The sequence below is a fragment of the Kitasatospora sp. NPDC032757 genome (assembly GCF_055579305.1).
This window is the reverse complement of the sequence record NZ_JBVINN010000002.1, coordinates 165028-184089: the sequence shown is the minus strand read 5'-3', so window position 1 is coordinate 184089 and position 19062 is coordinate 165028. Positions and strand designations below refer to the sequence as shown.

Annotated in this window: 18 protein-coding genes; 6 read left to right on the top strand and 12 right to left on the bottom strand. The window is 73.5% G+C overall.

Features of this window, described 5'->3' with window-relative positions; genetic code table 11:
- Nucleotides 1–35: 35 nt before the first annotated feature.
- Together ACZ5WK_RS03905 and ACZ5WK_RS03900 are read right to left on the bottom strand one after the other, a co-directional pair.
- Complete coding sequence (locus ACZ5WK_RS03905) at nucleotides 36–1127, bottom strand: inosamine-phosphate amidinotransferase 1 (RefSeq protein ID WP_465544635.1); 1092 nt, start codon at nucleotides 1125–1127, stop codon at nucleotides 36–38.
- 508 nt (nucleotides 1128–1635) lie between these two features.
- Nucleotides 1636–3450, bottom strand: a complete 1815-nt coding sequence (locus ACZ5WK_RS03900) for an ATP-binding protein (protein ID WP_465544633.1) — start codon at nucleotides 3448–3450, stop codon at nucleotides 1636–1638.
- A gap of 200 nt (nucleotides 3451–3650) precedes the next feature.
- On the opposite strand from ACZ5WK_RS03900, the gene ACZ5WK_RS03895 reads away from it, so the two are divergent.
- From ACZ5WK_RS03895 to ACZ5WK_RS03885, 3 genes are read left to right on the top strand one after another with little or no spacing between them, the layout of a single operon-like run.
- Nucleotides 3651–4613, top strand: coding sequence for an HpcH/HpaI aldolase/citrate lyase family protein (locus tag ACZ5WK_RS03895; RefSeq protein ID WP_465544631.1), 963 nt, complete (start codon nucleotides 3651–3653; stop codon nucleotides 4611–4613).
- Nucleotides 4610–5854, top strand: a complete 1245-nt coding sequence (locus ACZ5WK_RS03890) for an aminotransferase class I/II-fold pyridoxal phosphate-dependent enzyme (protein ID WP_465544629.1) — start codon at nucleotides 4610–4612, stop codon at nucleotides 5852–5854. Before ACZ5WK_RS03895 ends, ACZ5WK_RS03890 begins: the two co-directional genes overlap by 4 nt.
- A 19-nt stretch (nucleotides 5855–5873) precedes the next feature.
- A complete protein-coding gene (locus ACZ5WK_RS03885; protein ID WP_396319844.1) occupies nucleotides 5874–6404 on the top strand; it encodes a MaoC family dehydratase in 531 nt (176 codons plus the stop codon).
- A gap of 140 nt (nucleotides 6405–6544) precedes the next feature.
- Here ACZ5WK_RS03885 and ACZ5WK_RS03880 read toward each other — a convergent pair whose 3' ends face one another.
- The 4 genes from ACZ5WK_RS03880 to ACZ5WK_RS03865 form a co-directional block, all read right to left on the bottom strand.
- Complete coding sequence (locus tag ACZ5WK_RS03880; RefSeq protein ID WP_465544626.1) at nucleotides 6545–7555, bottom strand: quinone oxidoreductase family protein; 1011 nt, start codon at nucleotides 7553–7555, stop codon at nucleotides 6545–6547.
- A complete protein-coding gene (locus ACZ5WK_RS03875) occupies nucleotides 7552–8877 on the bottom strand; it encodes a preATP grasp domain-containing protein (RefSeq protein ID WP_465544624.1) in 1326 nt (441 codons plus the stop codon). Before ACZ5WK_RS03875 ends, ACZ5WK_RS03880 begins: the two co-directional genes overlap by 4 nt.
- A 338-nt stretch (nucleotides 8878–9215) precedes the next feature.
- A complete protein-coding gene (locus ACZ5WK_RS03870) occupies nucleotides 9216–9716 on the bottom strand; it encodes a hypothetical protein (protein WP_465544622.1) in 501 nt (166 codons plus the stop codon).
- Between the two features lie 150 nt (nucleotides 9717–9866).
- The gene (locus ACZ5WK_RS03865; protein ID WP_396319840.1) at nucleotides 9867–10802 is read right to left on the bottom strand and encodes a hypothetical protein; all 936 of its coding nucleotides are present in this window, start codon (nucleotides 10800–10802) and stop codon (nucleotides 9867–9869) included.
- Nucleotides 10803–11027: 225 nt separating this feature from the next.
- Here ACZ5WK_RS03865 and ACZ5WK_RS03860 point away from each other — a divergent pair, with 225 nt between their 5' ends.
- Together ACZ5WK_RS03860 and ACZ5WK_RS03855 are read left to right on the top strand one after the other, a co-directional pair.
- Nucleotides 11028–11399 (top strand): YbjQ family protein, encoded by a 372-nt coding sequence (locus ACZ5WK_RS03860; protein WP_465544619.1) that lies wholly within the window; start codon nucleotides 11028–11030, stop codon nucleotides 11397–11399.
- Between the two features lie 247 nt (nucleotides 11400–11646).
- Entirely contained in the window at nucleotides 11647–12774 is a 1128-nt protein-coding gene (locus tag ACZ5WK_RS03855; protein ID WP_465545219.1) for an NAD(P)-binding domain-containing protein, read from the top strand.
- On the opposite strand, the gene paaE is transcribed toward ACZ5WK_RS03855, so the two are convergent.
- From paaE to def, 6 genes are all read right to left on the bottom strand, one after another.
- Nucleotides 12762–13937, bottom strand: coding sequence for a 1,2-phenylacetyl-CoA epoxidase subunit PaaE (paaE, locus tag ACZ5WK_RS03850; RefSeq protein ID WP_465544617.1), 1176 nt, complete (start codon nucleotides 13935–13937; stop codon nucleotides 12762–12764). The genes ACZ5WK_RS03855 and paaE overlap by 13 nt on opposite strands.
- On the bottom strand, nucleotides 13938–14441 hold the full coding sequence (paaD, locus tag ACZ5WK_RS03845; protein ID WP_465544615.1) for a 1,2-phenylacetyl-CoA epoxidase subunit PaaD: 504 nt from the start codon (nucleotides 14439–14441) through the stop codon (nucleotides 13938–13940).
- On the bottom strand, nucleotides 14435–15439 hold the full coding sequence (gene paaC / locus ACZ5WK_RS03840) for a 1,2-phenylacetyl-CoA epoxidase subunit PaaC (protein ID WP_465544614.1): 1005 nt from the start codon (nucleotides 15437–15439) through the stop codon (nucleotides 14435–14437). Before paaC ends, paaD begins: the two co-directional genes overlap by 7 nt.
- A gap of 17 nt (nucleotides 15440–15456) precedes the next feature.
- Nucleotides 15457–15750: a 1,2-phenylacetyl-CoA epoxidase subunit PaaB gene (gene paaB / locus ACZ5WK_RS03835; protein ID WP_218199217.1), complete on the bottom strand. Its 294-nt coding sequence runs from the start codon at nucleotides 15748–15750 to the stop codon at nucleotides 15457–15459.
- On the bottom strand, nucleotides 15747–16751 hold the full coding sequence (gene paaA, locus ACZ5WK_RS03830) for a 1,2-phenylacetyl-CoA epoxidase subunit PaaA (protein ID WP_465545217.1): 1005 nt from the start codon (nucleotides 16749–16751) through the stop codon (nucleotides 15747–15749). The genes paaB and paaA overlap by 4 nt, the downstream gene beginning before the upstream one ends.
- Before the next feature lie 470 nt (nucleotides 16752–17221).
- Entirely contained in the window at nucleotides 17222–17857 is a 636-nt protein-coding gene (gene def / locus ACZ5WK_RS03825) for a peptide deformylase (protein ID WP_465545215.1), read from the bottom strand.
- Between the two features lie 422 nt (nucleotides 17858–18279).
- Here def and ACZ5WK_RS03820 point away from each other — a divergent pair, with 422 nt between their 5' ends.
- Nucleotides 18280–18882, top strand: a complete 603-nt coding sequence (locus tag ACZ5WK_RS03820) for an ArsR/SmtB family transcription factor (RefSeq protein WP_465545213.1) — start codon at nucleotides 18280–18282, stop codon at nucleotides 18880–18882.
- Nucleotides 18883–19062 lie beyond the last annotated feature (180 nt).

Here is a 19062-nt window from a genome sequence, read left to right as displayed (position 1 = left end):
AAGCCGGCACCGGTAGGGGTCAGGAAAGGCAGGCGTCAGGAAAGGTAGTCCTCCGCCCCGCCGTCCCGCCGGATGTCCAGGGTCACGCAGTGGAAGCCCCCGCCGAGCACCCGTGAGTGACGGAGCCGGTGCGGAAGGACGGTGATGCCCGCGTGTTCCAGCTGCTTGACCAGACTCTGCTGGCCGGACTCCACGATGGCGGTGTCGGGGCTGACCATCAACAGGTTCATGCTGATCCAGCTCTCACTGAGCGCATGCTCGGGCGAGTCCGCAGCCGGCTCGGCGGGCGGGCACCAGAGGATGTCCCAGCCGCGCAGGGGCTCGGGCACCGTCTCGGGGCTGATCCGCTCCGGGTTGAGCAGCACCAGGCCCGGCCGCAGCAGAGCGATGGTGCTGTCGATGTGGGTGTAGCCGTAGATGCCGCGCAGCGGGTGCAGCCGCAGGTCGCCGAGCAGTCCGAGGGTGGACTCCAGCCACTTCAGGCCGAGTTCGTTGCCGCTTCGGGAGACCTGGTAGAACACGTCGCGGCCGAGCCTCAGCACGTTGGCGGCGTCGAACACGGGCTCGGCCTCACCGAGCAGGGGCAGCCCGTCGGTGTCGAACTCGAAGAGCGTGTCGTCCAGTCGCGGACGCGGTGCGGCCAGCCACCGTGCCCCGCCTCGCAGATACTCCTGGAAGAGGTCACGCAGGCCGAACACCTCGAAGTAGCGGTGGCGCATCGGGCTCGCCACCTCGATCACCGTCTCGCCGACGACCAGGGTGAGGTCACGCGGGCAGTAGGAGTGGAAGCCGCCGTCTGCGCGCCACTCGGGGGCGGCGAACTCGGCGCTGTGGTCAACGATTTCGGGCCGGCGCACGGTGACGCCGAGCCCGCGAAGGGTGGCGGCCAGCGCGTCCAGGTCCTCCTCCGTCTCCTCGATCACCTGCTGCGGGTAAGCGCCGACCGGGATCGTGGCGAGCTCGGCGGCGCTGGTCTTCGGGAAGCAGGACAGCCAGGACGAGGGGTCGGACTGCTCGGGCAGCCGTGCGCCCACCGCGCTGCCGACCACCACCTCACGCAGCGTGGTGAACTCGTCCCAACTGTGCACCGGACGGGCCGGCTGGGCCGGGCTGGCCGAACTGGACATGACTCCCCCTTGACGCGGATTCGGGATCGGTAGGGACGGCTGGAACACCGGGTCGGCCCCCGACTGCGGGAGCCGCTCCGCACGACGGAGCGCGGGAGGAACCGGCGAAGAACGACAACCCCCGGCGAGCAACCGCGAGGAACGGCAAGAACGACGGGTAACGGCGACGAACGGCAAGAAGTGGCGAGAACCGAAGGAACATCGGACACGGCAGGGCAGGGCAGAGCACAGCGCGAACACCCACAGGAAGCGGCTACCGAAAAACGCCGATCCGGCGGCGGAATGGCCTCGAACGTCGGTAAACCACCGCAGCGGCGCCGGCCGATCACGATGGACGGGAAATCCCCGGCCGGGCAGGCGAATTCACAGGTTGCCTGAGCCGGGATCGATCGCCAAGCTACCCGGCCGCCCGACGGCCGCGCAAGCAGGTGATCGACATTCCCGGCCCCGGCCGATCGGCCCGCCGATCAACAACGCCGTTGTTCAACTCCCTTTTCCCCGAGGCCGATCAAAGCCGCCAGGCGCGCCGGATCCGGTGCCCGCCCGCCAGCGTCAGCAGCGCCCCGCCGGCCGCCGCCACCCCGGCCAGCGCCAGGCTCTGCCGCCGGGCCCGGCGGCGGTCGGCGGCGGCCGCACGAAGCGCCGCCGCCAGGAACGCCCGCTCGACCCCGCCCGAGGCCAGCTCACCGGACGCCATCCGCCGGCGCACCTGGTCCAAGCGGGCGCCTCGGTAGAGCAGTTCGGGGTCACGGTCGGCTGCCGCCCAGCTCCGCGCGGCCACGGTGAGCCGCCGCTGCTCGCCGCGCTCCTCCCGGCCTTCGGCCAGCCAGTCGCGCAGCCTGGGCCAGGCCTGCGGCAGGGCGTGGTGGGACAGCTCCACGGTGTCCCGGTCCAGTACCACCAGCCGGGACCGGACCAGCCGTTCGAGCATCGCGGGCACTCCGGGGTCGTCGAACTCGCCGCGCCCGACCGGCTTTCGCGCACCCTCACCGCCGGCTCCCGGGGCGGGTTCGCCGCCGAGTCGCAGGAACACCGCCCGGGCCCGTTCCCGGTCGGCCGCGCCCAGCCCGTCGAACAGCGCCTCGGCGGTCCGCGCGAGCGCCCCCTCGAATCCGCCGGTGGCCTGGAACCCGGCCAGGGTGAGCGCGTTACCGCTGCGCCGCCGCCACGTCTCCAGCAGGGCCGAAGACAACAGCGGCAGCGCTCCGGGCTGTTGGGCCACGGCGGAGATCAGGACCGCGAGCAGCGCGCCCTCGACGGTGCAACCGGCCCGCAGTGCCGGCTCGGTGATCGCCCGGCGCAGCTCGTCCGGCGCGGGTGCGCCCACGGTCAGCACGGCGTCGTGGCAGGCGGCGGCCAAGCCTGGGTGCTCGGCCCGCAGCGCGGCACTCCGGTCGGACCGGACCACCAGGACCACCTTGCACCGGAAGCCCTCCCCGCCCCCGACGCCGCGGGAGGTACCGTCGGCGGCCGCCACCAGGGCGTCCAGGAAGCGCGTGCGCTCGCCGGCGTCCCCGCACCGCGTCCACAGCTCCTCGCCCTGGTCCACCACCAGGACCGGATCGCCGCCCCGCGCCCGCTCGTACCCCTCGCTCCCGGCGGCGTCCAGGCCGGCTCGCACGCCCCGGGCCTGCCCGGCTCGCTGCCCGAGCCGGGCGATCGCGGGCCCGTACGCCTCCATCGGCCGTTCGCCCGGGGTGAGCAGCGCCACCGGCGCCGCGCCGGCGCCCGGCCTCCCCGCACCGGCCCCGCCGCGATGGCCCGTCGCACCGCGAGGCCCTGCGCAGCCACCGGTTCCGTCACCTCCGCCCGGGCCCCCGGCTCCGCCCAGGCCCCCGATCCGGGCCAGCAGCCCGGCCCTGACCAGCGAGGACTTGCCCACCCCGGACGGCCCGGTGACCAGCACCAGCCGCCGCTCGCCCAGCAGTCCGACGAGCTGGTCCAGTAGCGCCTCGCGCCCGAAGAACCGCTCCGCATCCGCCGCCTCGTACGCCGCCGCACCCGGGTAGGGGGCGCGTCCGGCGTCCTGGGCCCGGCGCCGGGCGGCGGTGTCGGCGGCCAGTTCGGCGGCGAGCAGCTGCCAGCGGTGCTGCCACTCGCGGACGTCGCCGCCGCACGCCTGCACGTACGCGAGGGTGACGGCGAGGCTGGGCAGTCTGCGCCCTCCGGCGGCCACGGAGAGGCTGGCGGCCGAACAGTGCGCCCGGACGGCGAGTTGGCGGTAGGGCGGTGTCCCGGCACGTTCCCTGAGCGCCCGTAGGTCGCCGGCGAACCGCAGCAGCGGCCCGTCCCCCTGGTCCAGTGGACTCTCCCGACGCGGCACAGCAGTCCCCTTCTCCGTTGAAGTGGTGACCTTCACGCGCATCCCCCAAGATTCATCATGCGCAGGACAGTTGGCGTCAAACAATGGGACCTTCGGGCCGGTTGTTCCGAGTTGATGTTCAATGTCCAGCCGCACGGCGCCGAACAAAGCCGGTGGGATAGAACCGGGAGCCGCAGACTTCGCTGACTTCGGAGATTTCCATGAAGTTCACGCGGTACTGCCGTTCCCTGCTGTCCACACCCGCGATGGCGGTGGAGCGGTACGCCAAGAGCCACCAGTCCGGGGCCGATATCGCCATGGTCGATCTGGAGGACTCGGTCCCGCCCGCACGAAAGGAGGAGGCCCGCCGGCTCGCCGAGGAGTTCTTCGCCCTGCCGTCCAGCAAACTCGCCCGGAGCGCGGTCCGTATCAACTCCCTTTCCGGCCCGGACGGTTTGCGCGATCTGATCGCCATCACGCGCTACCGCGTGAAGCCGGACATCGTCCTGATCCCGATGGCGGAGTCCCCCCGCGACATCGAGATCGCGGCCGGTGCGCTCGGGCCGGACTGCCCGGAGACGGAGTTCCTCGCCGTTGTGGAGACGCCGCTCGGGATCGAGCACGCGCCCGCCGTCGCGGCGGCCGGACACCGGCTCCGCGGGCTGGTCTTCGGCTCCGCCGACTACGCCTTCGCGGTGGGCGCCCGGCTCTCCTGGGAGGCGCTGGCGCACGCCCGCGGCCGGGTCGTCAACAGCGCCCGCGCCGCCGGGGTGGAGGCGATGGACGCGCCGTTCTTCGAGGTCGCCGACATCGACGGACTGCGCCGGGAGGCCGCGCTCGCCAGGGACTTGGGCTTCAGCGGCAAGATCGCCGTCCACCCGCGCCAGCTCCCGCTCATCAACGAGGCGTTCAGCCCGGACGAGCAACTGCTGGAGCGGGCCCGGCGGGTGGTGGAGGCGGGGCGGGAGAACGGCCGCTCGGTCACCGTCGTGGACGGGGTGATGGTCGGCATGCCGTTCTTCGAGGCCTCCCAGCGCCTGATCGAGCAGTTCGCCCCACCGGAGCCGCCCGTACCACCCGCAACGCCCGTGTCCCCCGTCCTGGCCGCACCGCCCGGGCTCCCCGCAGCAGCCGCGCCAACCGCACCGATCGCACCGACCGATATCAGGGAGAAGCGACCATGACCGCAGCAGCCGAATCGATCCGGGGCCCACGCCGGTACCGCAACGCCGAAAAGATGCTCGCCACCGCCGACCCGGTCTGGCAGACGGCGGGTGCCAACGGCCTGATCGGCATCAAGGTGGACTCGGAGTCCAACAACCGGCTGATCGTCCGGGAGACCGGCCACGAGTTCGCCAACATGGTCTCCTGCGCGTACCTGGGCCTGAACAACCACCCGCAGGTCGCGGCCGGTGCGGTGGACGCGCTCACCGAGTCCCGGAGCACCTGGCTGGTCACCTCCACCACCCGGATCCGGCACAACCTGCTGGTGCAGCTGGAGGAGGAGCTGGGCGAGCTGTTCGGCGCGCACATCCTGCCGGGCGCCTCCTGCACCGCGCTGACCGCCGGCATCCTGCCGCTGATCGCCTCCGGCCACCTCGACGGCACCTGCGACGGCACCGGCGGCGGGCCCCGGGTGATGGTCTTCGACCGGTTCTGCCACTTCTGCATGGCGTACGTGAAGCCGATCTGCGCGGACGAGTCGCTGGTGCTCAACTGCCCGCACAACGACCTGAACTACCTCGAGGACATCTGCCGCAGGTACCCGCGGGTCGCCTACGTGGCCGACGGCGCGTACTCGATGGGCGGCGCAGCGGCCCTCGACGGCCTGCTCGAACTCCAGGACCGCTACGGCCTGTTCCTCTACATCGACGACTCGCACTCGCTCTCCATCATGGGTGAGCGCGGCGAGGGATTCGTCCGCTCCCGGCTGGAGATGAACCCGCTGACCGTCATCGCCGCCAGCCTCGGCAAGGGCTTCGGCACCGGCGGCGGCATCGCGATGCTCGGCAACCGGGAGCAGTTCGAGTTCCTGCACCGGCACGCCGGGCCGGTCGGCTGGTCGCAGAACGTCGCACTGCCGCTGGTCGGCGCCTCGCTGGGCAGCGCCGCCATCCACCGGTCGCCCGAACTCGCCGAACTCCAGGCCAGGTTGAACCGCAACATCGACCTCTTCGACGAGCTGCTGCCGACCACCTTCGCCGGCAACGGCCTGCCGGTGCGCCGGGTCGACGTCGGTGACGCCGAGCGCGCGGTCAAGCTCTCCGCCCAGCTCTTCGAGCGCGGCTTCTACAGCTCTGCGGTGTTCTTCCCGATCGTCCCCAAGGGCGAGGCCGGCCTGCGGCTGATGCTGCGCTCCGACATGGACGAGCGCCTGATCACCGAGTTCGCCGGCCACGTCAAGGAACTGACCTCCGACCTCTGACACTTGGGAGCAGCGCATCATGGACGAACCCGAGCCGGCCGGCTACCGGCTGATCGGCGAGCGGCGCTACCGCGAGGTGGTCGGCCGCTACTACGAGGAGTTCACGGTCGGCGACGTGATCGAGCACCGCCCCGGGCGGACGGTGACCGAGTTGGACAACGTGCTGATGAGCATGCTCAGCATGAACGACGCCCCGCTGCACATCGACGCCGCGTACAGCGAGCACACGCCCTGGGGGCGGCCGATCGTCTCCAGCCTGGTGACGCTCAGCATCGTCGGCGGCATGACCGCCCGCTCCACCAGCGGGCGGACCATCGCCAACCTGGGCTGGGAGAACATCCGGATGACCCATCCGGTGTTCACCGGGGACACCCTCTACGCGGAGACCGAGACGCTGGCGAAGCGGCTCTCGAAGAGCCGCACCGGGCAGGGCATCGTCAGCTGCCGCACCACCGGGACCAAGTCCACCGGCGAGGTGGTGGTGGTCTTCGAGCGCAGCTTCCTGGTCCCGCTGCGCGGCCACGGCCTGGACGAGGTCACGGGCTACTGAGAGGACGCCGAACCGCCGGCGAACGGCGACCGGCGCATGACGACCGGCAGCCGACGGATCTCACCGTCCGTCAGCTGCCGGACGTCCACTCCCGCCTGCCACCTGTCGCCTGTCACCTATGACCGGCTACCGGGCACCGGCTACGGGTTCTGTGCCGTCGCCCCGCCGCGGGACTCCCGCCGCACGTCCACCAGCACCTTGCCCATCGTCTCGCGCCCGCCCATCGCCCGGTGCGCGCCGGCCACGCCGTCGAGCGGAACGACCCGGTCGATCCGCGCGACCAGCCGCCGCTCCCGCGCCAGCCGGAACAGGTGCTCGGCGACGCCGGCGAACAGCGTCCGGTCGTCCAGCAGGTGCTGCAGCCAGAAGCCGAGCACGCCGGCCGAACCGTCCGCCAACTCGGCCACCGAGAAGGACTCCTCCGGGCCGCCGCGGGCCCCGACGCAGAGCAGCCGGCCGAACGGCGCCAGCGCGGCCAGGCCGGAGCGCAGCACCGCGCCGCCGACCGAGTCCACGAAGAGGTCCACTCCCCCCGACTCGCCCAGCCGGGCGGCCAACTGCGGGTCGGCCGGGTCGAGTGCGGCGTCCGCACCGAGCGAGCGGACGAACTCCCGCTTGGTCGCCGTCGAGGCCAGGCCCACGACCCGCCCCGCGCCCAGCTCACGGGCCAGCTGCACCGCCAGGTGCCCGACCCCGCCGGCCGCCGCCGTCACCGCCACCCGCTCGCCCGGCCGCAGCCGCCCGAGCAGGGTCAGCGCGCCGTAGGCCGTGGCCCCCTGCTCCAGCAGCGCCAACGCCTGCTCGTCACTGACGCCGTCCGGCACCTCCACCGTGAACGCCTGTTCTGCGCAAACCACTTGGGCGTATCCGCCGCCCGTGCGAAGGAGGGCCGCGACCCGCCGACGGTCGCCGCGCCGCCGGCCGACCACGTCCGCGCCGAGCACGGCGGGCAGCGGGTAGCGCTGGTACTCGCCCGCGCGGCAGTGCAGGTCGGCGTAGTTGAGGCCGGCCAGGGTGACGTCGATCAGTACCCGGCCGGGCCCGGCTCCCGGTTCGGGCACGGTCTCCGTCCGGAACTCCTCCGGCCCGCCGTAGCGGTGGATCACCGCCGCCCGCATCACCGGAGGCCCGACAGCAGCCCCGCCGGTCACTGCGCGAAGAGTCCGAGCAGCCGGCCTTCCGCCGCCCTGGCCGCCGCCGCGTCCTCGGCGATCACGCAGTACATCACCGAGCCGTCGGCGGGGCCGAAGTCGGCACTGAACACCACGCCGGTGCGCGTCGCCGGATCGAAGGCCAGTCCGGCCCTCTCGACCGCCGCGACGGCTTCCGGGAAGGACGGCACGTGCAGGCCGGCCAGCTCCAGGATCACCCGGGCGGTGCGGTGTTCGGCACCGACCAGGCGCGCGAACAGCGCGTCGTGCAGGTGCGTCGAACCGGTCAGCCGCCCGTTGGTCTCGCTGAAGTACAGCTCGCCCTTGGGCGTGAGGAAGGCGTCCGCGCTGAGCGTGCCGCGGTAGCCGAGCACCCGAAGCGACTCGCACAGCCGGGCGGCCAGGTCGACGAGTTCGGCCAGCGTGCCGGCGTCCGGGGTGACCGGCGGGGTGATCTCGCCGACCACCACCGGGTCCATCACCATCTCCCCGCAGCCCGACAGCACCGAGCCGTGCCCGCCGATCGCGAACTCCGCGTACAGCGGCACTGCATCGGTGAAGTACCGTTCCACGACGACGCGTTGGCTGCGTCCTCCGGTCAGCCACTCCCAGCGCTCCGCGACGTACGAGGCGACCGCATCCCGGTCCGCCAGCGACACGGCCCGCTGCGCGCCGGCGGGGGTGACCTGCTCGTCCCGGCTGAGGATCTCGTTGCCGAAGCCACCGGCCTGGTACTCGACCTTCATCATCACGCTGTGGCCCTGCTCCAGCAGGCCGTTGACCGCCGCCTCCACCTGCTGCGGCGAGGTGGCGACCGTCCCCGGCGGGACGGGCACCCCGGCGCCGGCGGCCAGGGCCCGGAACACCGCCTTGCTGTTGACCAGCGCATTGCCGCCCTGCGCGGCGAACGCGTGCCCCGGCAGGGCGTGTTCGGCGCCGAGCGCGACGGCGAGGTCGGCCACGGCGGCGTTCGGCGAGATCGCCAGCACCTTGTCCACTCGTCGCCCGGCGAGCGCCTGGCGCAGCTCCTCACGGAAACCCGGGTCGGCCAGCCGGTCCGGGGTGAGGATGTCGTCGCCCTCGCCGCCCGAGGGCGGCACCACCACGGTCAGGCTCTCCGCCCGGGTGCCGGTCAGTCCGGTGACGTAACCGAGGTACGCCGGGTCCGGCGCCCAGGGCAGCACCAGGACGTCGTGGTCCTCCGCGAACCAGAGCATCCGCTGGGCCCCGCACCCGGCGAAGAGCCGCTCCAGCGGCGTCATCCCGGTGAGGTCCCCGACCATCTCCTCGGTGCGGTTGTTTCCGATGCACAGCGTCGTCATCTGCCGAACTCTCCCCATCGCCGGTCGGTGCAGCGCTCCAGGTGTAGCGCACCGGGGTTGTTCGGGTTCGGGGCTCGGCCATTGAACAAAAACGGTGAACAACCGCCCCCGCCCACCCCCCCTGGAACATCCGGCACAGGCGCCACCGGACAGCCCGGCGAAAGCCTCGCCACGTCGACACCTGGCCGCATCGACACCCCGGCACGTCGGCACGTCGCCACTCGACACCTCGGCACGTCGGCACGTCGACACGTCGGCACGTCGACACGTCGGCACGTCGGCACGTCGACAGCTCGACGCCTCGGCTGGGCACCTCGGCGCCTCGCCGCCCGAGTGCCTCAGCGCAGACGTTGCCGCAGTTCGTCGACGGCCGACCGGATGCCGGCGCTGTAGACGTCCTCGGGCAGCGCGTCCAGGCTCCGTACGGCACGCTCCAACTGCTCGCGCGCCTGGTCGGGCTCGCCGAGCTTGAGGTGGTCGGAGGCCAGATTGAGGTGCAGTGACGGATAGAAGGCGCGAACCTGGAGGGCGGACTCGTAGGTCTGGGCCTGCTCGGCGGTCAGCGAGTCGGCGGCGGCCAGCGCCCGCCGGTCCCACTCCAGCTCGGCGCGCGGGTCGTCCTGCAGGTCGGCCAGGTAGTGGGCGAGCACGCAACGGTGGAACACGTCACGTTCGCCGAGCGCCTCCCACAGCCGCTCGAAACTGTCCCGAGCCTGCGCCGTCCGCCCGCGCTGCGCGGCCTGGACGCCGTCGAGGCCCAGCGCGATCCGGGCCAGTGCCGGATCGTCGGCCGCCTCCAGCTCGCCGCCGGACACATCAACATCGGACATATCGGACATGCTCGCAGCCTAGCCGCCGGCCGTGTCGCCCGCGCTGCACCGGGACGCCGCCCACCGCAACGGCCGGCCGGCAGGTCGCCAGCTCGCCCAGCCGGCAGGTCACACAGCCGACAGGTCGGCCGGCCGCCACGCCCTCCGGTCACCCCGCCGTCAGCGCCGGTAGCCGCGCTGCGGGTCCCGCTCCTCCGCGTCCTCGTACACCAGGAACCAGCCCTCCGGGTGGGTGGCCGCGAGCAGCAGCTCGGTGCGCTGCTCGGCGGTCAGCTCCGGATCGCCGTCGTCCGGCCCGAAGACGCCGAACAGCTCGTCGTGGCAGCCGTCCCAGTCGTAGTCGTAGAGGTCGGCCGGAAGGTCGCCCATCATGTCGGCGACCGACTCGGGCTGCGCACCGAGCAGCGCGCGGGCGTCCACCAGGGCCATCCGCAGCGCGATCTCCTCGGCCAGGCAGCGTGGCAGCGGCCATTCGCCGAGCGCGAGGTCGTCGGCGAGGTCGTCGAAGGAGCGGGCCATCGTGCGGCGCCAGGCCCGGTGCAGACGCCAGGTGCGCTGCGGCAGCCGGCCGAAGACCGTCCAGTCCGCCTCATCGCCGTCGGTGACCGGCTCGTCCTCGTGCTCCTCCAGGTCGTCATAGGCGGCGTCGGCCAGGCCGAGCAGCTGGGCGTGGAGCAGACAGGCGGTGCGCGGGGTGAGGGTCCAGTCGCCGGTTCCGCCGCCGCCGTCCTCGTCCTCGCCGCCGTCCAGCGGGAACAACTCGGCGAAGTCCGGCGCGAAGTCCTCGGTGACGCTGATCTCCAGCGTGCCGCCGATCGCCTCGACGCCCGGGATCGCGGCCACCAGCCGGTCCGGGTGGAGCAGCGCGCCGAGTGCCGCGTTGGCGTCCTCGGCCACCTCGCGCAGCAGTTCGCGGCGCTGGCCGGCCGGGTCGATGCCGTCGAAGTCCAGCTCCTCCACGGCCGCGATCGCGGCCGCACGCAACGCCGGCCAGTCGGAGATCCGCAGGCCCAGCACCACCGTCGCCTCGATCTCCTGCGCGCCGGAGTCCTCCGCCGCGCCCGGCCCCTGTGGATGATCGCTTCGCTCGCCCATGGGGCTACGGTACGGCTTTTCGGGCGCCCGATCACCGGTCTGTCCGAGCTTCCCGCCGTTCCCCCCACCCTTCCCGGCCATTCCCGGCCCTTCCCGGCTTCTCCGCACGCCTCGGCGGGCCCTCCGCATCCCTTCCCCTGCCCGCCCGGTGGCTTCCCGCCCTTCTCCGCCCGGGCCCGGCCACGCCTCTGGGCCCGGAGGCCGGCCGGCCCGCAGGATGGGCCCATGGCGAACATCGAGGAATTCGGCGGCGGGCAGCGCCCGGACGCCCAGGTACTGGTCGTGACAACCAATGACATCCCCGGCTTCCGGGTCGACCACGTGATCGGCGAGGTCTTCGGCCTGACGGTCCGCAGCCGGCACCTCGGCAGCCAGATCGGGGCCTCGCTCAAGTCGCTGGTCGGCGGCGAGCTGCGGGGTCTGACGAAGACCCTGGTGGAGAGCCGCAACGAGGCGATGGAGCGGCTGGTCGAGCAGACCAAGGCGCGCGGCGGCAACGCGGTGCTCATGTTCCGTTTTGACGTCAGCGAGGCTGCGGACGTCGGCACCGAGGTCTGCGCCTACGGCACCGCCGTGGTGATCTCCCCGGCCACCTGAGCCGGCTGCCCGAGTCGGCTGCCCTCCTCGGCTGCCCTCGTCGGCTGCCCGACCAGGCCGGCCGCTCTGCCTGCCCCACCCGGCCGGCTGCCCCGGCCGGCTGCCCTGACCGGCTGTGCCCCGCCGCCGGGCCCGCCCGTGCGGCGGGGAACACTCCCCTCCCGTCCGATGTTTCATCGGCGTGACTGTTTACGGTGCAACCAACGAGGGCGCGGCAGCAGGCGGGACCCCGGCCGCCGTCACGTCGCTGGCCGCCGCCGGAACACGGCGGGTCGACGTCCTGGTGGTGGGCGCCGGGCAGGCCGGCCTGTCCGCCGCCTACCACCTGCGCCGCCGCGGCTTCGCCCCCTACCGGGCGGACACCGACGGCGGCTTCGTCGTGCTCGACGCCGACGACGCCCCCGGCGGCGCCTGGGCGCACCGCTCGCCGACCCTGCGGATGGCCACCGTGCACGGCTTCCACGACCTGCCCGACTTCGAGCTGCCCGAGCCCGACCCGGACGCCCCCGCCCGCGAGGTGGTCCCGGGGTACTTCGCGGCGTACGAGGCGAAACACGCGCTCCCGGTGGTGCGCCCCGTCCGGGTCCGGGCGGTCCGCTCCGAGTCCGACCGGCGCGACGCCCGGCTGCTGGTCGAGACCGACGACGGCACCTGGTCCACCCGGGCGCTGATCAACGCCACCGGCACCTGGACCCGCCCCTTCCTGCCGCACTACCCCGGCCACTTCGCCGGCCGGCAGCTGCACTACGCCGAGTACCGGGGGCCGCAGGAGTTCGCCGGAAAGCGCGTCCTGGTGGTCGGCGGCGGCGCCTCGGCGATCCAGGTGCTGTCGGAGGTCGCGGCCGTCGGCGAGACGGTCTGGGTCACCCGCACCCCGCCCGTCCACCACGAGGGACCGTTCACCCCCGAGTACGGCCGGGCGGTGGTGGCCAAGGTCGAGGAGCGGGTCCGCCAGGGCCTTCCGGTGCGCAGCGTGGTGAGCGTAACGGGGCTCGGCCCGTCCGTCGCCTACCGCCGCGCCGAGGAGCTCGGCGCGCTGCACCGCCGCCCGATGTTCGACCGCCTCACCGAGCACGGCGTCGCCTGGGGCGACGGCCCCGGGGCGGACGAGCTGGCCGTCGACGCGATCGTCTGGGCCACCGGTTTCCGCCCCGAGGTCGGCCACCTGGCCCAGCTCGGCCTGCGCTCACCCGGCGGCGGCATCGCCCTCACCGGCACCGCCGCCACCGCCGACCCGCGCGTCCACCTGGTCGGCTACGGCCCTTCGGCCAGCACCATCGGCGCCAACCGGGCGGGCCGGGCCGCCGTCAACGACCTCGTCGCCCTGCTCGGCGCCCCGGCCCGGAAGGCCGCCGTGCCGGCTCAGCGGTCGTAGTCGACCGTCACCCGGTCGGTGAGCGGACGGGCCTGGCAGGTCAGCACGTAGCCGGCGGCCAGCTCCTTCTCCTCCAGAGCGAAGTTGCGGCGCATCTCCACCTCGCCCTCGGTCACCAGGGCACGGCAGGTGCCGCAGACGCCGCCCTTGCAGGCGAACGGCAGGTCCGGGCGGGAGCGCTGCGCGCCGTCCAGGACGGACCGGTCGCGCGGGAGGGTGAGTGTGCTGCCGCGCCCGTCGAGGACGACGGTGACCTCGCTGTGCGCGCCGTCGCCGGCCGCCTCGGGCTCCCGTCCGTCGGCGCGCTCGGCGGCCGGCTCGTCCTCGGCGTGGAACAGCTCCTGGTGCACCCGCGCACCCGGCACGCCCAGCCCGGCCAGCAGTTCCTTCGCCCCGGCGACCATCCCGAACGGGCCGCAGAGCCACCAGTGGCCGACCCGCTCCACGTCCACCAGCGCCTTCAGCAGCGCCCCGACCCGCTCCGGGTCCAGCCGGCCGCTGAGCAGCTCGGCGTCCCTGGTCTCCCGGGAGAGCACGTGCACCAGCTGGAACCGGCCGAGGTAGCGGTCCTTGAGGTCCGCCAGCTCGTCGGCGAACATCACGGTGTCGCTTCGCCGGTTGCCGTAGAGCAGGGTGACGGTGGAGGTGCGGTCGGCGGCCAGCACCGAGGCGGCGATGGAGAGCATCGGGGTGACACCGGAACCGGCCGCGAGCAGCACGTGGTCGGCGGGCTCGCCCAGCTCGGGGGTGAAGAGACCGGACGGGGTCAGCACCTCGACCTCCTCGCCCGGCACCGCCTCGCGCACCAGCCATCGGGAGAACAGACCTCCCGGCACCTCACGGACGGCGATCCGCAGCGGACCGCCGACGGGGGCGCAGATCGAGTACGAGCGGCGCTCGTCGGCACCGTCCACCACCCGGCGCAGCGTCAGCGTCTGCCCGGGCCGGAACGCGAACTCCGCGGCGAGCCCGTCCGGCACCTCGAAGGTCACCGCGACGGCGTCCTCGCAGAGCCGCTCCACCTCGGCGATCCGCAGGTGGTGGAAGGCCGGGCGACGGGCGGGGCGGGCAGCCGGGGCATGGGCATCGGCGGGGGCATCGACGGGGGCGACGGCCGGGGCGGCATCGGCGGGCGCGGGGGCGGCATCGGCAGCGGCGGCCATTCAGATCTCCTTGACGCGTTCGAAGGGCTCGCGGCAGTCGCGGCAGCGCCACAGCGCCTTGCAGGCGGTCGAGCCGAAACGGGACAGCTCCTCGGTGTCGGTGCCGCCGCAGAGCGGACAGGCCACGACGTGGCGGGTCGGGCCGAGGGCCAGCAGGCCCGGGGACGTCCGGCGCCCGGAGGCGGGCCCGGGCGGGGCGATGCCCGCCTCGGCGAGCTTGCGGCGGCCCTCCGCGGTGATCAGGTCGGTGGACCACGGCGGATCCAGCCGCAGCCGGACCCGGACGTCCGCATAGCCGGCCGCGCGCAGCCGCCGGTCCACGTCGGCCGCCATCTCGGCGACGGCCGGGCAGCCCGAGTAGGTCGGGGTCAGCCAGGCGGTCACGACATCGCCGCCCACCTCGACCTCCGCCAGCACCCCGAGGTCGGCCAGCGTGAGCATCGGCAGCTCGGGGTCCGGCACCGTGGCCGCGACCTCCCAGGCGTCGCTGAGCACGGTCACCACGTCGCCCCCGGGTGTGCGCGGGCCACCACCTGGAATTCGGCCAGCAGCGGACCGAGCGCCTCGGTGTGCACGCCGTCCCGCCCGGCCCGGCCACCGACCGTGGCCAGCGCCGACGCCTGCGGCACGGCCAGCCCGGCCTCGCCGAGCACCGCGGCCAGCTCCCGCAGCACCGGTTCGCGCAGCGTCCCCGGGTCGACGCCGACCCGCAGCTCCACCGGGTGCGCCGTGAACAGCTCGTCCATCAGCGGCCAGACCGCGTCCAGACCGGCCTGCATCCGCTGCGCCGAGAACGGCGTGCCGTCGCCGAGCCGCAGCGTCCACGCGGTGGCGTACTCGCGGTGGTAGGCCAGCTCCTTGACGCCCCGGGCGGCGACCGCCGCCAACACCGGGTCGCGGTGCCCGGCCAGCGCCTCGTACAGCGCACCGCGCGCGGTCGCGAAGAGCAGCAGCCGGGCGACGGAGTGGGCGAAGTCCCCGTTCGCCGCCTCGACCAGGCGGACGTTGCGGAAGTCGTGCTCCTCGCGCCAGTACGCGAGGTCGTCCTCGGTACGGCCGGAGCCGTCCGCCTGGCCGGCCCGGGTGAGCAGCTGGCGGGCCTGGCCGAGCAGGTCGAGGCCGAGGTTGGCGAGCGCCACCTCCTCCTCCAGCTCCGGAGCCCGGGTGCACCACTCGATCAACCGCTGGGCGAGGATCAGCGCGTCGTCGCCGAGCATCAGGCAGTAGGCGGCGAGGTCGGCGCCGTCCAGGCCGGCCGGGACGGTGGTGTCCACACCGAGCAGCGGGTCGGCGAAGCCCGTCCCGTACGCCCAGCGGCCCTCGCCCTGGGGCCCGGGGGACGCCTCGGAGAGGCTCAGGTAGACGTGGTCGTCCTCGTGGCCGTCGTGGCCGTGGTGGCTTTCGTGGCCGTGGTGGCCGTCGCTGCTGAGGTGGCCCTGGCTCTCTGGGCCGGTGTGGCTGTCACGCCCGGTGTGGCGGCCGGTCACGGTGTCGTCGGTCATGGTTCTGCTGCTCCCCGTCAGATGTGCGGGACATCCTCGGGGATGTCGTAGAAGGTCGGGTGGCGGTAGACCTTGTCGCCGCTCGGCTCGAAGAACGGGTCCCGCTCGTCCGGGGTGGAGGCGGTGATCGCGTCGGAACGGACCACCCAGAGGCTGACGCCCTCGTTGCGCCGGGTGTAGAGGTCGCGGGCCGCGAGCAGCGCCATCCGGTCGTCGGGCGCGTGCAGCGAACCGACATGGACGTGGTTCAGCCCGCGCCGGGGGCGCACGAACACCTCGTACAGCGGCCAGCCGGCCTTGGACTCGGTCACTTTCCGTTCTCCTGTTCCGCGTGGCGCTGCGCATCGGCGTGGTTCGGGGCGTCGGCGTGGTGCCGGGCTTCGGTCTCGGGCCGGGCTTCGGCGCGGCGCTTCTGCGCGTAGACGGTGGCGGCCTCGCGGACCCAGGCGCCGTCCTCGTGGGCGGCGCGGCGGCGCTCGATCCGCTGGGCGTTGCACGGGCCCTGGCCCTGGATGACGCGGGTCAGCTCGGACCAGTCCGGTTCGCCGAAGTCCCAGCCGTCGCGGTCCTCGTTCCACCGCAGCTCGGGGTCGGGGAGGGTGACGCCGAGGTGCTCGGCCTGCGGGACGGTCATGTCGACGAAGCGCTGCCGCAGCTCGTCGTTGGTGTGCCGCTTGATCCGCCAGGCCATCGAGCGGGCGGTGTTCGGCGAGTCGCCGTCCGAGGGGCCGAACATCATCAGCGACGGCCACCACCAGCGGTCCACCGCGTCCTGCACCATCCGGCGCTGGGCCTCGGTGCCGCGCATCATCGTCATCAGCAGCTCGTAGCCCTGGCGCTGGTGGAACGACTCCTCCTTGCAGACCCGGACCATGGCGCGGGCGTACGGGCCGTAGCTGCAGCGGCAGAGCGGCACCTGGTTGCAGATCGCGGCGCCGTCGACCAGCCAGCCGATCACGCCGACGTCGGCGAAGGTGAGGGTCGGGTAGTTGAAGATCGAGGAGTACTTCTGCCGGCCGGAGATCAGCTTCTCGGTCAGCTCGGCCCGGTCCACGCCGAGGGTCTCGGCGGCGGCGTAGAGGTAGAGGCCGTGGCCGGCCTCGTCCTGGGCCTTGGCGAGCAGGATCGCCTTGCGGCGCAGCGACGGGGCCCGGGTGAGCCAATTGCCCTCGGGCTGCATGCCGATGATCTCGGAGTGGGCGTGCTGGGCGATCTGGCGGATCAGGGTGGCCCGGTAGGCGTCGGGCATCCAGTCCCGGGGCTCGATCCGCTGCTCGGCGGCGACGACCGCCTCGAACCGCTCCTCCTGCACCTGCTCGGGGACCGGCTCGGCCACCTCTGTTGTCACCACGGTCCCCTCTCACGTCCTGCGGCCTGCCGGCTTGCTGCCTTGCTGCGTGCCGCCTGCTGTCGTGCGGCGCGGGGCTGATGGCGGCTGGTTCCGCTGCCGCCCGCGCTACCGACTGACCGTTCGGTCGGTTCCATTGTGCGTGGTGAGACGGCAGCCTGACAAGGGAATCAGGCCGCCGTACGCCGCGGACCCCGGGCCGGGACTCCGGATCGGGGTTCCGGCCCGGGGCCCCAGCGGGCCGGGAGGGCGGACCGGGGCGGGCCCTGCGCGCAGCCCTCGACGTGGGCCGGGCATGGGCCGGGCACGGTCGTCGCCTGGGCTTCCCCTGCCGTGGGCTTCCCTGCCGTGAGCTTCCCTGCCGGTGCGCCCGATCCTCGTACGACTGGACCCCTCGTGCGGCTGGACCCCAGCACGCCCGGCCCCCAGCTCGCCTAGACAGACGGGCGCAGGCGGGCCAGCTCCTCTGCGCGGGCGGCGCGCTCGGCGAAAACCTTCTCCCTGCGGTCCTCCATCCGGCGCAGCGCGGTCCGGCGGCCCCGGTGCGAGAGCCGGTCGATGTAGAGGCTGCCGTGGAGATGGTCGGTCTCGTGCTGGAGGCAGCGGGCGAAGTAGCCCCGACCCTCCACGACCAGCGGGCTGCCGCCCAGGTCGCGGCCGCGCACCACTGCGACGTCCGGACGTGCCAGCTCCAGGTGCGGGCCGGGGACGGAGAGGCAGCCCTCCTCGGCCTCGGCCAGCCGGCGGGCATCGGCGGGCAGCTCGTCCAGCACCGGGTTGAGGATGTGGCCGACGTGCCGGACGCCGTCCTCGTCGAAGCAGTCCCAGACGAAGACCTGGAGGTCCACGCCGATCTGGTTGGCGGCAAGCCCGGCGCCCTCGGCCACCCACATCGCGGCGAACATGTCGTCCACCAGCCGCGACAGCTCGGGCGTCCCGAACTCCTCCTCCCTCACCTCCCGGCACCTGCGGTGCAGCACCTCTTCGCCCACCACCGTGATCCGGCGCACCTCCCCGCGCAGGGCCTCCGGCGGCACCTCCGGATAGGCCGCCACCCACTCCCCCTGCACCCGTACCGACCCGCGCTCCGCCCGCGATGCCCGGGCCGACCGCGACGCGTGCGGTGCCTGCGGCGCCTCCAGTGCCTGCGGTGGCCGTGCCGCCCGTGGTGCCTGCACTGCCAGTGACGCCGGCACCGCCAGTGACTCCTGCGGCTCCTGCGACCCCTGCATGGACGACTGTTCGACCATGGCCGGACTCCCCTCTCCTGAGCTTTCAGTGCGCCTATCCATACTTTGCAAAGTGTGACTTTGCAAATAATGGATGAGGGGAATCGCGGCGATCTGGGGCATTTCCTCCCCGGTGGCTTGCCAGAGACTTTGCAAACAGGCATCTTTGCAAAGTGACCACCGACGAGACGCCGCCGACCGAGCCCCCGCGCCCGCTGGATGCCGCGAACCCTGCGGAGGCGCGGGAGCCGAAGCCGCTGGAGATGCCGCCGAACCGGCCGTTGCCGCACCACCCGATCCGGCTGGCGCTGCTCGACCTGATCGCCGAGTGGGGGAAGATCACCTCCAACCAGGCGGCTCAGCATCTGCACCAGAGCTCCGGCACCTGCTCGTTCCACCTGCGTCAGCTCGCCCGCTACGGTCTGATCGAGGAGGCACCCACCGTCGACGGCCGGGCCCGCCCGTGGCGGCTCAGGTGGGAGGGATCGCTGATGCCCCCCGGCAGTGCCGCCGTGACGGCGGCCGAGCCGGGCTCCCCCGCCCCGTCTCCGCCGTCGTCACGGCGAGGCACCCCCGGCCTGGCCGCCGGTCTCGCGGAGGACCTCGCAGAGGATCTTGAGGACACCAGCTACCGCCAGTGGCTCGCCCACCGGGCGCAGGCCCCCGCCGAGTGGCAGCGCGACGAGGCGTCCAGCGACGTCCTTCACCTCAGCCCCGAGGAGCTGGCCGATCTCGGCGCCGCCGTCCGCGCGCTGCTCGCCCCCTACCGACGCCGCGGGCCCGCGCCCGGCACCCGCCCGGTGGCCGCGGTGACCCGCCTGTTCCCGCTGCTCGACCACCCTTCCGAGGGCGGCGGTCGGCTCTAACGGCCGGTGATCCGCTGGCCAATGGCCGCTGGCCGCTGGCCGCTGGCCGCTAAACAGTGACCGGCAGGCAGTGGCCAGTAGCCCACGGCCACCGGCCCGCCGCCCCGACGGAACCGCACGATGACGCGGGCCCGCCGCCCGGCCTGCGCCGGACGACGGGCCCGTTGCTCCGGACTCCGG